General features: G+C 62.0%; 13 protein-coding genes. 9 read left to right on the forward strand and 4 right to left on the reverse strand.

The window, feature by feature from the left end:
* Positions 1–88: 88 nt before the first annotated feature.
* A complete protein-coding gene (locus TU75_RS16625; protein WP_060549534.1) occupies positions 89–2,482 on the reverse strand; it encodes a hybrid sensor histidine kinase/response regulator in 2,394 nt (797 codons plus the stop codon).
* Between the two features lie 274 nt (positions 2,483–2,756).
* Between TU75_RS16625 and TU75_RS16630 the strand changes: the two genes are divergently transcribed.
* The 4 genes from TU75_RS16630 (at position 2,757) to TU75_RS16645 (ending at position 6,303) form a co-directional block, all read left to right on the forward strand.
* Positions 2,757–3,554: a hydroxymethylpyrimidine/phosphomethylpyrimidine kinase gene (locus TU75_RS16630; RefSeq protein ID WP_003236985.1), complete on the forward strand. Its 798-nt coding sequence runs from the start codon at positions 2,757–2,759 to the stop codon at positions 3,552–3,554.
* A gap of 44 nt (positions 3,555–3,598) precedes the next feature.
* Positions 3,599–4,222: a thiamine phosphate synthase gene (thiE, locus tag TU75_RS16635; protein ID WP_060549535.1), complete on the forward strand. Its 624-nt coding sequence runs from the start codon at positions 3,599–3,601 to the stop codon at positions 4,220–4,222.
* Between the two features lie 17 nt (positions 4,223–4,239).
* Complete coding sequence (hemL, locus tag TU75_RS16640) at positions 4,240–5,523, forward strand: glutamate-1-semialdehyde 2,1-aminomutase (RefSeq protein WP_060549536.1); 1,284 nt, start codon at positions 4,240–4,242, stop codon at positions 5,521–5,523.
* Positions 5,524–5,748: 225 nt separating this feature from the next.
* Positions 5,749–6,303, forward strand: coding sequence for a tetratricopeptide repeat protein (locus TU75_RS16645; protein ID WP_003236991.1), 555 nt, complete (start codon positions 5,749–5,751; stop codon positions 6,301–6,303).
* Between the two features lie 128 nt (positions 6,304–6,431).
* Here the strand turns inward: TU75_RS16645 and TU75_RS16650 are convergent, their stop codons facing one another.
* Positions 6,432–6,758 (reverse strand): DUF1820 family protein, encoded by a 327-nt coding sequence (locus tag TU75_RS16650; protein ID WP_003236992.1) that lies wholly within the window; start codon positions 6,756–6,758, stop codon positions 6,432–6,434.
* Positions 6,759–6,889: 131 nt separating this feature from the next.
* Here TU75_RS16650 and miaB point away from each other — a divergent pair, with 131 nt between their 5' ends.
* The 5 genes from miaB to lnt all read left to right on the forward strand — a co-directional run bounded on the left by miaB (position 6,890) and on the right by lnt (position 12,320).
* Positions 6,890–8,218: a tRNA (N6-isopentenyl adenosine(37)-C2)-methylthiotransferase MiaB gene (gene miaB / locus TU75_RS16655; protein WP_003236994.1), complete on the forward strand. Its 1,329-nt coding sequence runs from the start codon at positions 6,890–6,892 to the stop codon at positions 8,216–8,218.
* A 229-nt stretch (positions 8,219–8,447) separates the two neighbouring features.
* On the forward strand, positions 8,448–9,452 hold the full coding sequence (locus tag TU75_RS16660) for a PhoH family protein (RefSeq protein ID WP_003236996.1): 1,005 nt from the start codon (positions 8,448–8,450) through the stop codon (positions 9,450–9,452).
* Complete coding sequence (gene ybeY, locus TU75_RS16665; protein ID WP_003236998.1) at positions 9,445–9,903, forward strand: rRNA maturation RNase YbeY; 459 nt, start codon at positions 9,445–9,447, stop codon at positions 9,901–9,903. Before TU75_RS16660 ends, ybeY begins: the two co-directional genes overlap by 8 nt.
* Before the next feature lie 45 nt (positions 9,904–9,948).
* Positions 9,949–10,788, forward strand: coding sequence for a CorC family transporter (locus TU75_RS16670; protein WP_015373027.1), 840 nt, complete (start codon positions 9,949–9,951; stop codon positions 10,786–10,788).
* 8 nt (positions 10,789–10,796) lie between these two features.
* Positions 10,797–12,320, forward strand: a complete 1,524-nt coding sequence (lnt, locus tag TU75_RS16675; RefSeq protein WP_060549537.1) for an apolipoprotein N-acyltransferase — start codon at positions 10,797–10,799, stop codon at positions 12,318–12,320.
* A gap of 58 nt (positions 12,321–12,378) precedes the next feature.
* Here the strand turns inward: lnt and TU75_RS16680 are convergent, their stop codons facing one another.
* Complete coding sequence (locus TU75_RS16680; RefSeq protein ID WP_060549538.1) at positions 12,379–13,140, reverse strand: YdcF family protein; 762 nt, start codon at positions 13,138–13,140, stop codon at positions 12,379–12,381.
* Positions 13,141–13,212: 72 nt separating this feature from the next.
* The gene (locus TU75_RS16685; RefSeq protein ID WP_060549539.1) at positions 13,213–13,530 is read right to left on the reverse strand and encodes a hypothetical protein; all 318 of its coding nucleotides are present in this window, start codon (positions 13,528–13,530) and stop codon (positions 13,213–13,215) included.
* Between the last annotated feature and the right edge of the window lie 110 nt (positions 13,531–13,640).

Genomic DNA, 13,640 nt, shown 5'->3' on the forward strand with positions numbered 1-13,640 from the left:
AAAAGGCCGATGTCGAGTGCAGCCCTCCGGCAATTCAAGAGGCAGCTCGATGAGGCCGAATGCGTTCAGTTAAGCATCGTCACTGCGCTTAAAAAAGTGGCATACCCGCCGATTGCACGGCGCCTTCGCCCTCTTGCACGCGCAGCACGCGGCGCTCCAGTACCGTCTGCAACACGTCGAAACGCACCGGTTTGACCAGTCGCTCAGTGATACCGACGCCATGACAATGTTCGCGCTCAGGGCTATTCACTGCACCGCCCAGGGCAATCACCGGCAGCTCGCCGCAGCCTGGCAGTGCGCGGATCTGACAGCACAACGAGAAACCGCCTTCAGGCACGTCCAGCAATACCGCGTCAAAACGCTCGGCCTGCAAGGCCGCCAGCGCCGTCGGCCCGCTGTCCACGGTTTTCACCCGATAACCCAACTTGAGCAACATGCCGCGCACGGCCAGTTGGCCGGCGCTGTTGTCGTCCACCAGCAACACCGCGCACTCATTGGCGGAGCGCTCCTTGCCCGAGCGCACGGCGTGGGGGTCGGGCCTCACGCTGTCCATTTCCACGTCCAGCTGGAAGCGACTGCCTTTGCGCGGCTCGGAATGGTGGGTCAGGCGCCCGCCCTGCAATTCGACCAGTTGCCGGCAGATCGCCAGGCCGATGCCCAGGCCGCCGTACTCACGGGTCATCGAGCCGTCGAGCTGGAAGAAGCGCTGGTACAGGGTGGCCTCTTCGAGAAAGGCGAAACCGATGCCGGTGTCGGTGACGATAAAGCTCAGGCGCAGGCGGCCGTCGCTGAGGGGCACGCCCACTACGCGCAGGCGCACAGAGCCGTGGTGAGTGAACTTGAACGCGTTGTCCAGCAGGCAATCGAGGCACTGCATTAGTTTGTCGGGGTCGCCGATCACCCGGTCCGCCAGTTCATCGGCCACGTCGATGGTAAACGCCAGGCCCCGGCTCTGCGCACTGGCGCTGAACTGCTGGCGCAAGGTGTCGAGCGTGCCACGCAGGCTGAATGCCCGGGGCTGCGGGCTGAGGCGCCCGGCCTGCAGCTCGGTGAGGGTGAGGATGCCATTGACCATACGCATCATGTCCCGCGCCGATCCGGCGGCGGTTTGATGGTAGTGCGCCAGTTCATCCGTCAGCGGCTGGGTATGCATCAGTTCCAGTGAGCCGATCACGCCGTTCATCGGGGTGCGCAGTTCGTGGGTCAAGGTGGCGAGGAATTCATCCTTGAGCCGGTTGCTGCGGGCCAATTGCTGGTTGAGCCCTTCGAGTGTCTGGCTGGCGTCCAGCAGAATCTGCGCCTGTTGTTCGCGCATGGCATTGATGCGGTCGGCCAGGGCCAGGGACAACAAGGCCACTTCAATGGCCGAGCCGATCTGGCTGGCGTACATGGTGAGGAACACATTGGGCAGATAGCCCAGCACCATCAACGTATTGACTACCCCGCCCAGCAGGAACGCCGACCAGGCGATGATGAAATAGCGCGCCACGCGCTGGCCGCAGTACCAGGCCTTGATGGCCGCGACAAAGATGGTCACGGTGAACACCAGCGCCAGGCCAGTGGCCAGGCGCAGCGCGAGGGCGTAGCTGGTCATCAGCGACAGCAGCATGACCACCGCGCCACAGCCCACCAGGGCCAGCAACAGGCGATTGATCCAGCGGCTATGCTCGGCGGTGCTGAGGAAACTGCGCGTGAACAGGCTGCCGAACAATGCCGCGCAGCCGATCAGAAACGGCGTCGCCGCATTGGCCCACCACGGACTGTTCGGCCAGAAATATTCGACCGCTGCGCCGTTCACCGACAGCTGATACATGCCGAACGAGGCGATATAGAGGATGTAATAGAGGTAGCTGGTGTCGCGCACACTCAGGTAGATGAACAGGTTGTACACCAGCATGCCCAGCAGCACGCCGTAGATCAGGCCCAGCACATACAGGCGCAGCGGCTGTTGCTCGAGGTACGCGGTGCTGGACCACAGCGTCAGCGGCGCCTGGATCGAGCCTTCGCTTTGCAGGCGCAGGTAGACGGTCTTCTGCTCGCCAGGAATGAAGTCAAGTTTGAACAGGTAGTTGTTCTGGCGAATTTCGCGGTTGGAAAACGGCAACGCGTCGCCCGTGCGGCCCGCCAGACGATACTGCCCGGTGCGGTCGGGCAGGTAGAGGTCAAGGTGATCCAGGGGCGGATAGGCCAGTTCCAGCAGCCAGGTGCGCTGGGCATCGGCGAGCCAGGGCATGTAGTGCAGGTCGACCTTGAGCCAGAACACCGAACGCGAATAGCCGGCGTTCAGCGTGTCCTGGTCATGGGGTTTGAACCGCAGGGCTGCAGATGGCGCGCTGACATCGGCGATGGTCAGGGCGTCGGTGGGGTCCTCGAGTACCTGCATGGCCCTGCCCAGCGGCAGACTGCGCGTGTCCTGAGTGAACTCGATGGCGCTGGCGAGCATCGGTAGCCCGCATAACAATACAATCAGCAAATAGCGCATAGAGCCCCAGCGTGGCCTGTCCGGTCAGGTCAATAAGCCCCCCCATCCCTTTGAGTAGACGCATACCGGCAATACAGTAAGTTGTTTGAATCCACTCTAGCATAGCCGCTAAAGGCCATTGGACACTATTGGAAGGTTATTTTGAAAGGCTCTGGGACGGGCTTTTCAGCCATTTTTCAGGCGCATTAAGCGCCAGAAAAACGACGCTCTCGCGCAAAATTCAGCCATCGCCGAGCAGCCACGCAAAAAGCGTTTGGTGGTAAGCTCGCGCACCATGAATATCTACAGCTCTCGCCCTGTTGTTCTCTGTCTCTCCGGCCATGATCCCAGTGGTGGCGCCGGCCTGCAGGCAGATATCGAAGCCCTGCTCGCCCAGGGTTGCCATGCGGCGCCGGCCGTCACGGCCCTGACCGTGCAGAACACGGTCAACGTCAGCGATTTCCGCGTGCTCGACCGCGAGTGGGTATTGGCCCAGGCCAACGCCGTGCTCAGCGACTCTGAAGTGGCGGCGGTGAAGCTGGGCATGCTCGGCTCCACTGCGATGGTCGACACGGTCGTCGAGCTGCTGCAGGCGCACCCGCACCTGCCGGTGGTCTGCGACCCGGTGTTGCGGGCTGGCGGCGGCGGTAGCCTGGGCAAGGACGAAGTCGGCTACGCGATGCGCGAGCGCCTGTTACCGCTGTCGCTGATCGCCACGCCCAACCTGCCCGAAGCGCGCATCCTCGCCGAACTGCCGGATGGCAGCGCCGACGACTGCGCCGAGAAGCTGCTGCCGTTTATCCGGCACCTGCTGATCACCGGCGGCCATGGCGACGAGCATGAGGTACACAACCGCCTGTACAGCCGGGACGGCACACGCCGGACCTTTACCTGCCAGCGCCTGCCCGGCAGCTATCACGGTTCGGGCTGCACGCTGGCCAGCGCCCTCAGCGGTCGGCTGGCCCACGGCGAAGGCCTGGTCAGCGCCGTGCAGTCGGCCCTCAACTACACTTGGCGCACCCTGCGGGACGCCGAACAACTCGGCCAAGGCCAGTTCGTACCGCGCCGGTTGCCACTGGATTTCTGTTCGTAACCTCAACGCGCAACATCAACTCGCAACACCGAGAGGCCTGATCGATGAAACTACGTGGCCTTTATGCCATCACCGACAGCCAATTGCTGGCCGGTAAATTCCTCGCCTACGTCGAAGCGGCGCTGGAGGGCGGTGTGACCCTGTTGCAGTACCGCGACAAAAGCAGCGACGAGGCCCGGCGCCTGCGCGAAGCGGAGAAACTCCACGAGCTCTGCTCGCGCTACAAGACCCGCCTGATCATCAATGACGACGCCGAACTGGCCGCACGCTTGAGCGTGGGCGTGCACCTGGGCCAGACCGACGGCCCATTGGCCCCGGTGCGCGCCCTGCTCGGCTCCAAAGCGATCATCGGCGCCACCTGCCACAGCCAGATCGAACTGGCCGAGCAGGCCGCCAAAGAAGGCGCCAGTTATGTCGCCTTTGGCCGCTTCTTCAATTCCAGCACCAAGCCCGGCGCCCCGTCCGCCAGCGTCGACATGCTCGCCCAGGCGCGCAAGCGTCTGCAGTTGCCGATCTGCGTGATCGGCGGCGTGACCCTCGACAACGCCGAACCGCTGGTGGCCCATGGGGCCGACCTGCTGGCCGTGGTCCATGGCCTGTTTGGCGCCGACAGCACCCAGGAAGTCACGCGCCGCGCCCGTGCGTTCAACGCCCTTCTCAAGATTTGATTGCAGAGAGACTCACCATGTCCCGTTCCGAAACCCTGTTTGCCAATGCCCAGAAACACATCCCCGGCGGTGTGAACTCCCCCGTGCGTGCGTTCAAGAGCGTGGGCGGCACGCCGTTGTTCTTCAAGCACGCCGAAGGTGCCTACGTCACCGACGAAGATGACAAGCGCTACGTCGACTACGTGGGTTCGTGGGGTCCGATGATCCTCGGCCACAGTCACCCCGATGTGCTTGACGCGGTGCGCCAGCAGTTGCAACACGGTTTGTCCTACGGCGCGCCGACCGCCATGGAAACCGAGATGGCCGATCTGGTCTGCTCCATCGTGCCGTCGATGGAAATGGTGCGCATGGTCAGCTCCGGCACCGAAGCCACCATGAGCGCGATCCGCCTGGCCCGTGGTTTCACTGGCCGCGACAGCATCATCAAGTTCGAAGGCTGCTACCACGGCCACTCTGACAGCCTGCTGGTCAAGGCCGGCTCCGGGGCATTGACCCAGGGCGTGCCAAGTTCGGCCGGTGTGCCGGCGGCGTTTGCCAAACACACCCTGACCCTGCCGTTCAACGACATCGGCGCTGTCGAGCAGATGCTCAGCGAAGTCGGCCAGGAAGTGGCGTGCATCATCGTCGAGCCGGTGGCCGGCAACATGAACTGCGTGCCGCCGGCGCCGGGCTTTCTCGAAGGCCTGCGCGAGCAATGCGACAAGCACGGCGTGGTGCTGATTTTCGACGAAGTGATGACCGGTTTCCGCGTGGCCCTCGGCGGTGCCCAAGCCCATTACGGCGTGACGCCCGACCTGAGCACGTTCGGCAAGATCATCGGCGGCGGCATGCCGGTGGGCTGCTTTGGCGGCAAGCGCGCCATCATGCAGCACATCGCGCCGCTGGGCCCGGTGTACCAGGCCGGTACGCTGTCGGGTAACCCGCTGGCCATGGCCGCCGGCCTGACCACCCTGCGCCTGATCAGCCGTCCGGGCTTCCACGCCGAGCTGACCGACTACACCACTCGCCTGCTCGACGGCCTGCAAGTACGCGCCGATGCCGCTGCCATTCCATTCGTCACCACCCAGGCCGGCGGCATGTTCGGCCTGTATTTCAGCGGCGCCGACGATATCGTCACCTTTGATGACGTCATGGGCAGCGACGCCGATCTGTTCAAGCGCTTCTTCCACCTGATGCTCGAAGGTGGCGTGTACCTGGCGCCGAGCGCCTTCGAAGCGGGCTTCACTTCGATTGCCCACGGTGACGCGGAGTTGAAACTCACCCTGGATGCTGCCGAGCGCGCCTTCGCGGCCCTGAAATAAATCCGCACAGCCGTCTGACGTTGCCCACAGCGGCGTCGGATTGCTACTTTGCCTACAGAGATTTCTTACTTTTTTCGAGATTTAACCTGCAATCCGGCAGATAACTTGCCCAACCAGCAGAAAAACGAGTAAAGACTTTGTAAGCAGAGGCCTGCTTATTTCATAATGCGCGCTTATTGGATCCCACGAGGGTCCGCGCGCCCCGTCAGAGGTAAGTCGATTCCCATGAAACGCACCGGCCGCACCCTGGTTCTGGGCTGCCTGTTGCTCCTTCAGCCGCTGCTGGCACATGCCCAGGCAGGCGGCAACTCGTTGTTAATTCCAGCGATGGGTCGTTGCACCCTCAATACCCAGCCAGACGGCCAGGCCGAAGCCCTGAGCGCGTGCCAAAAACAGGCTGAGGACGGGGACGCGCAAGCGCAATACGAGTTGGGCGAGTTTTACCACGACAGCAAAAACCCTGCCGTGGACCTCAACAAAGCCTTGAGCTACTTCGAGAAAGCCTCGCTGCAAGGCCACGCCCAGGCGCAGTTTCAGCTCGGCAACATGTTCTTCAAGGGTGAAGGCGTGCCGGCCAATAACATTCAGGCGTATATCGTGCTGAAGATGGCGGCGGTCAACGGCGCCGAAGATGCGCTGGACACCGCCGACGAGGTGGCCGAGCACATGCAGCGCGATGAACTGGAAGTGGCGACCCAGGTGCTGGGGCAGATTTTCCGCAACTATTTGCAGGAACTGCAGAGTGCCGATGGGCGTTCGCCGTTTTCACCGCTGCCCTGATTTTTGCTGAACCCTTATACCGCTATCGCAGGCAAGCCAGCTCCCACAGTTGACCGAGTTCCAGCCCTGGAATGCAGTCACTTGTGGGAGCTGGCTTGCCTGCGATAGGCACCACTGGATTTAAAGCCCTACTTCTCAGGCATCGGCATCGGAAACGGCATCACATTGCTCACGCCTCGCGCCTCGCTGATCTTCGGCGTACCCAGGCGCTCGACTTCATCGATGCGCACGATCGAATGCATTGGCACAAAACTGCGCACCACGCCTTCGAACTGAGCCTTGAGCTTTTCTTCGCCCGGGTCGACGACCAACTGCGTGCGCTCGCCAAAGACGAACTCTTCCACCTCCAGAAAACCCCACAGATCACTTTGATAGATCTGCTTGGCGTACATTTCGAACACCTGGCCCTGGTTGAGAAAAATCACCTTGTAGATTGGAGCTTCACGTTTGGTCATGGTGGGCGAGCAACACATCGCGGATATAAAAGAGGGCGCGAACTATAGCATGGCACCCGATGCACAACGCTAGGAACCAATGGACATGCCCCCTATAATGCGCGGTTCTTTACCACCAGTTGACGATTCCCATGGCCAAGAAGCTTTATATCGAAACCCACGGTTGCCAGATGAACGAGTACGACAGCTCGCGCATGGTCGACCTGCTGGGCGAACACCAGGCCCTGGAAGTCACCGCCCGCGCCGAAGATGCCGACGTGATCCTGCTCAATACCTGCTCGATCCGCGAAAGGGCCCAGGACCGTGTGTACTCGCAACTGGGCCGCTGGCGCGAACTGAAACTGGCCAACCCGGACATGGTGATCGCCGTCGGCGGTTGCGTGGCCAGCCAGGAAGGCGCGGCGATCCGCGACCGCGCGCCCTATGTCGACGTGGTGTTCGGCCCGCAGACCTTGCACCGCCTGCCGGAAATGATCGACGCGGCACGCATCACCAAATTGCCGCAGGTGGACGTGTCGTTTCCCGAAATCGAAAAATTCGACCACCTGCCCGAGCCGCGCATCGACGGGCCGAGCGCCTATGTGTCGGTGATGGAAGGCTGCAGCAAGTACTGCACCTTCTGCGTGGTGCCCTACACCCGCGGTGAAGAAGTCAGCCGGCCCTTTGACGACGTGCTGGCGGAAATCATCCACCTGGCGGAAAACGGCGTGCGCGAAGTGACCCTGCTGGGCCAGAACGTCAACGGCTATCGCGGCCACACTCAAGACGGACGCCTGGCCGACCTTGCCGAACTGATCCGCGTTGTGGCGGCGGTGGATGGCATCGAGCGCATTCGCTACACCACCTCGCACCCGCTGGAGTTCTCCGACAGCCTGATCCAGGCTCACGCCGAGGTGCCGGAACTGGTCAAGCACCTGCACCTGCCGGTGCAATCGGGCTCGGACCGCATCCTGTCGGCGATGAAACGCAACCACACCGCTCTGGAATACAAATCCAAACTGCGCAAACTGCGCGCGGCGGTGCCAGGCATCTGCATCAGCTCGGACTTTATCGTGGGCTTTCCCGGCGAAACCGAGAAAGACTTCCAGCAGACCATGAAGCTGATCGAGGACGTGGGTTTTGACTTCTCCTACTCGTTCGTCTACAGCCAGCGCCCCGGCACCCCGGCCGCCGACCTGCTCGACGAAACCCCGGAAGCGCTGAAAAAGGAACGCCTGAATGCGCTGCAACATCGGCTCAACCAGCAGGGCTTTGAGATCAGCCGACAAATGGTCGGCTCCACCCAACGGATTCTGGTCACCGATTACTCGAAAAAAGACCCGGGCGAATTGCAGGGCCGCACCGAGAACAACCGGATCGTCAACTTCCGTTGCGATAACCCGATGCTGATCGGCCAGTTCGCCGATGTGCACATTGATGCGGCGCAACCACACTCGTTGCGCGGATCGCTGGTGAACTGATTGCCCTGACCTGATGAAGATCAAAATGTGGGAGCTGGCTTGCCTGCGATAGCGGTGGGCCAGTTAACACTATTGGCACTGACACACCGCAATCGCAGGCAAGCCAGCTCCCACAGTGGATTTTCATGGTTCTTGAGATTAAGCCAGCCTATATAAGTGCTTTCGCACGCCGAGCACTGGCGCTATCCTCTCCTTCACCTCAACAGCCAAAGGGCGGCTAAAAGCGACCTTGAACGCACCTACAGTAGAACCCCATCGTTTTATCCTCGAGCCGTTTGAGGCTCGCCGCTTCGCCAATCTGTGCGGACAGTTCGACGAGCACCTGCGTCTGATCGAACAACGCATGAGCATCGAGATCCGCAATCGCGGCAATCAGTTCGAGCTCATTGGTGAACCCCAGCACACCACCTCGGCAGAAAACCTGCTGCGCCGTCTCTACCGCGAGACCAAAGGCAGCGAGCTGTCGCCGGAAACCGTGCACCTGTACCTGCAGGAATCGGCGGTGGAAGACCTGGCCAACAATCCGGTGGCCGAAGCCAGCGTGGCCCTGCGTACCAAAAAAGGCATGATTCGCCCGCGCGGCTTGAATCAGCAGAAGTACGTCAAGGAAATCCTCGGCAACGACATCAACTTCGGCATCGGCCCGGCCGGCACCGGCAAGACCTACCTGGCCGTGGCCTGCGCCGTCGACGCCCTGGAGCGCGAGCAAGTGCGCCGCATCCTGCTGGTGCGCCCGGCGGTCGAGGCCGGCGAAAAGCTCGGGTTCCTGCCCGGTGACCTCGCACAGAAGATCGACCCGTACCTGCGCCCGCTCTACGACGCGCTTTACGAAATGCTCGGCTTTGAATACGTGGCCAAGCTGATCGAACGCCAGGTGATCGAGATCGCCCCGCTCGCCTACATGCGCGGGCGCACTCTTAACAACAGCTTCATCATCCTCGACGAAAGCCAGAACACCACCGTTGAACAGATGAAGATGTTCCTCACCCGTATCGGTTTCGGCTCCACCGCCGTGATCACCGGCGACATCACCCAGGTCGACCTGCCCAAGGGCACCAAGTCGGGCCTGGGTCAGGTGATCGAAGTGCTCAAGGACGTGCCCGGCATCAGCTTCACGCATTTCATGCCCAAGGACGTGGTGCGTCACCCGCTGGTGCAGCGCATCGTCGAGGCCTACGAGCGCTTCGAACACCGCGACGACGGCCTGACCCGGGACGTGCGCCGCGATGCTTGAGCTGGACCTGCAACTGGCGACCGACGCGCCCGCCCCCAGCGAAGCGCAATTTCGCACCTGGTGCGCCCTGGCCCTGCGCCAGCGCACCGCTGATTCGGAACTGACCATCCGTCTGGTGGACGAGGCCGAAGGCCGCGAGCTGAATCACACCTGGCGACACAAGGACTACGCGACCAACGTGCTGTCCTTCCCCGCCGACGTGCCCGACGAACTGCTGGATATCCCATTGCTGGGCGATCTGGTGATTTGCGTCGCGGTGGTCGAGCGTGAGGCGCAGGAACAAGGCAAGGAACTTGAGGCCCACTGGGCCCATCTAGTCATTCATGGCTGCTTGCATCTGTTGGGTTACGACCATATAGACGATGACGAAGCCGAAGAAATGGAAGCACTGGAACGAACGTTGCTTGCAGAGTTGGGTCATCCTGACCCCTATGCAGATGACGAAGCTTGAACATCACCTACTAACTGTAACGATAAAGGATTCAGAGTAATCGCTATGAGCGAAGACCGATCGAGCAACGGGCAGAAGTCATGGCTGGGTAAATTGACCCAGGCTTTTGCCCACGAGCCGAAAAACCGCCAGGAGCTGCTGGAGCTGCTGCGCGAGGCCCACCAGAACAAGTTGCTGGACAGCGAAGCGCTGGCCATCGTCGAAGGCGCCATCCAGGTGGCTGACCTGCAGGTTCGCGACATCATGGTGCCGCGCTCGCAGATGATCAGCATCAAGGCGACCCAGACCCCACGGGAATTCCTCCCGGCCGTGATCGACTCGGCGCACTCGCGCTACCCGGTGATCGGTGAAAGCCATGACGACGTAATGGGTGTCCTGCTGGCCAAGGACCTGCTGCCGCTGATCCTCAAGGAGAACGGCGACAACTTCAACATCAAGGACCTGCTGCGCCCGGCCACCTTCGTGCCTGAATCCAAGCGCCTGAATGTGCTGTTGCGCGAGTTTCGCGCCAACCACAATCACATGGCTATTGTGATCGACGAATACGGCGGCGTGGCGGGCCTGGTGACCATCGAAGACGTGCTCGAACAGATCGTCGGCGACATCGAAGACGAACACGACGTCGAAGAAGACAGCTACATCAAGCCGCTGCCCAGCGGCGATTTCCTGGTCAAGGCGCTGACGCCCATCGAGAACTTCAACGAGTTCTTCGACAGCGAGTTCTCCGACGATGAATTCGACACCGTCGGTGGTCTGGTGATGAGCGCGTTCGGGCACCTGCCCAAGCGTAACGAAACCACCGAGATTGGCGCTTACCGCTTTCGCATCCTGAATGCCGACAGCCGCCGTATCCACTTGATTCGCCTGACACCTATTGCCCGCTAAGGACTGACATGCGCCGTCTCACCGCTCCCGGCTGGCCCGGTAATCTGCTGGCCGTGGTGGCCGGCGCCATCACCACCCTGGCGCTGGCGCCGTTCGACATCTGGCCGCTGGCGCTGGTGGCGGTTGGATTGTTCTATGTCGGCCTGCGGGAATTGACGCCTCGTCAGGCCCTGGGCCGAGGCTGGTGCTTCGGTTTCGGCCTGTTTGGCGCCGGCACCAGCTGGATCTACTACAGCATCCACCACTTCGGCGGCGCGTCAGTGCTGCTGGCGGGCTTTTTGATGCTGCTGTTCACCGCCGCGATCGCCTGGTTCTTCGCCCTGCCCGCCTGGCTGTGGGCACGCTGGCTGCGTCGCAATGAGGCGCCCCTGGCGGATGCGCTGACGTTTGCCGCGTTATGGGTCGGCCAGGAAGCGTTTCGTGGCTGGTTCCTCACCGGCTTCCCGTGGCTTTACTCCGGCTACAGTCAACTGGACGGCCCGCTGACCGGCCTGGCGCCCATGGGTGGGATGTGGCTGATTTCGTTTGCGCTGGCGCTGACCGCTGCGCTGCTGTGCAACCTGCCGCGCCTGCTGGCGACCAAGCGCAACGCCTTCATCGGCGCGGGCCTGGCGTTGCTGGTCGCGCCCTGGGCGATCGGCCTGGCACTCAAACATCACGCTTGGACCACGCCCTCCGGTGCGCCGCTGAGCGTGGCCGCGATCCAGGGCAACATCGAACAAAGCATGAAGTGGGACCCGCAACAGCTGACCGCCCAGCTCGCGCTCTACCGCGACATGAGCTTGAGCTCCAAGCCGGTTGATTTGCTGGTATGGCCGGAAACGGCGGTGCCAGTGCTCAAGGAATCCGTCGAAGGCTATCTGGACATGATGGGCAAGTTCGCTGCCGATCGGCACACCGCGCTGATCACCGGGGTGCCGATTCGTCAGGAAGTGCGTCACGAGAAGCGCTATTTCAATGGCATCACCGTGGTGGGCGAAGGCGACGGTACTTATCTCAAACAGAAACTGGTGCCCTTCGGCGAGTACGTGCCGCTGCAGGACATGCTGCGCGGGCTGATTGCCTTCTTCGACCTGCCGATGTCGGATTTCGCCCGTGGCCCGACGGACCAGCCGCTGTTACAGGCCAAGGGCTACCAGATTGCGCCGTTCATTTGCTACGAAGTGGTGTACCCGGAATTTGCCGCCGGCCTGTCGGCCCGCAGCGACTTGCTGCTGACCATCAGCAATGACACCTGGTTTGGCCGTTCCATCGGCCCACTGCAGCACCTGCAAATGGCGCAGATGCGCGCCCTGGAGGCCGGTCGCTGGATGATCCGCGCCACCAACAACGGTGTGACCGCGCTAATTAACCCCTTCGGGCAGATTACCGCGCAGATCCCGCAGTTCGAACGCGGCATTCTTTATGGCGAAGTGGTGCCAATGCACCAGCTCACGCCGTATCTGCAATGGCGTTCGTGGCCGTTGATCATTGCGTGCCTGATGCTGTTTGGCTGGGCGTTGCTGGCGGGCCGAATGTCCAAAACCGTCTAATTGACCAACCCGAAACCAATGTGGGAGGGGGCTCCCTCCCACATTCAGATTGGTGGTGTTACTTGTAAAACAACCGATACCCCACCTGCCCCACTGCCTCATTCAACAAATACCCGCTCTGCCATATCGACTTGAACTCTGGCATCCAGCCACCCAACGGCCGCGCATTGTCCACGCCGAGAAAGCCGACCGGCGCCGGCACCACGGTAAAGCCGGCCTTTTCAAAGCTCCACACCGAGCGCGGCATGTGCCAGGCCTGGGTCACCACCACCACGCGCTTGATACCTTGAGGCAACAGAATCTCGGCGCTCATCTGCGCGTTTTCCCAGGTGGTTCGGCTGCGCTCTTCTTTCCAACGCACGGTGACGCCGAAATCATCCTGCATCGACACGGCCATCAGCTCTGCCTCGCTGGGCGGCGTGCCGTAGTGCAGGCCACCGGTGGTCAGCACCGGCAGCCCGGATGCCTTGGCCAATCGCGCCGCATAACGCTGACGCTCCAGCCCGATACCGGTCGGCTGGTCCGAGCCCCAGGCAGGGTCACCGCGTTCGCGGCCCGAACCCAATATCACAATGGCATCTGCACGCTGGGCCAGGGTAGACCAGTCCTCACGGGCCAACGGTGGCACGGTCTCCAGCGCCCGCGCGCTCCACTCCACCACCACCGGCAGGCTCATCAGCCACAACCCGCCCAAGCCCAGGGCAAAACAGCAACCGGCCAGGCGCGGGCGGGTGCGTCGCAACCACCAGCCAAGGGCCAGCAACAGCAAGAGAATGCCGGGCGGCAGCAACAATTGTTTGATGAAATAGCGAATAGGCATCGAGCATCTCCATGGATGCCCGAAGCCTAAGGTGTATCAGGGGTCAGCGCCAAGCTTTACACGGCGCGTGCATCACTTGAACCGTTCGGCCCGATGGGTAGCCGGACCGCGCCCGCGCGCTGCATCCTTGAGCCACACCACGTTGGCCGATTGTGTCGGCGCGCTGGGTGGCGGGGAAGCCACACCGCGAGGCGTCGAGCGTTCGTTTTTTTCCAGGTAAGCCTTGATCAGTTCCAGCTCTGCGCGGCTCAAGCCACGCAGCTCCAGCTCGACGGGTCGTTCATCACGCAATCGACCCGCAGTGCTGGCGGCGTCCAACGCACGACCCAGGCGGTCGATCAGTCCCTGGTAGACATCCGGTTTGGTTAACATTCGCTGCGATTTGACCATCCCCTCACCTCATTGAAGATAAGACTCGCTCCCCACTCAACAGCGTAGACCCAGTGGCCGGGCCTGCCTGACGCCGCGACAGACGGCCAGGCCTGCGCAATCAGGGTTTC

Origin of the sequence: Pseudomonas poae (genome assembly GCF_001439785.1) — a bacterium.
GTDB classification, from domain to species: domain Bacteria; phylum Pseudomonadota; class Gammaproteobacteria; order Pseudomonadales; family Pseudomonadaceae; genus Aquipseudomonas; species Aquipseudomonas poae.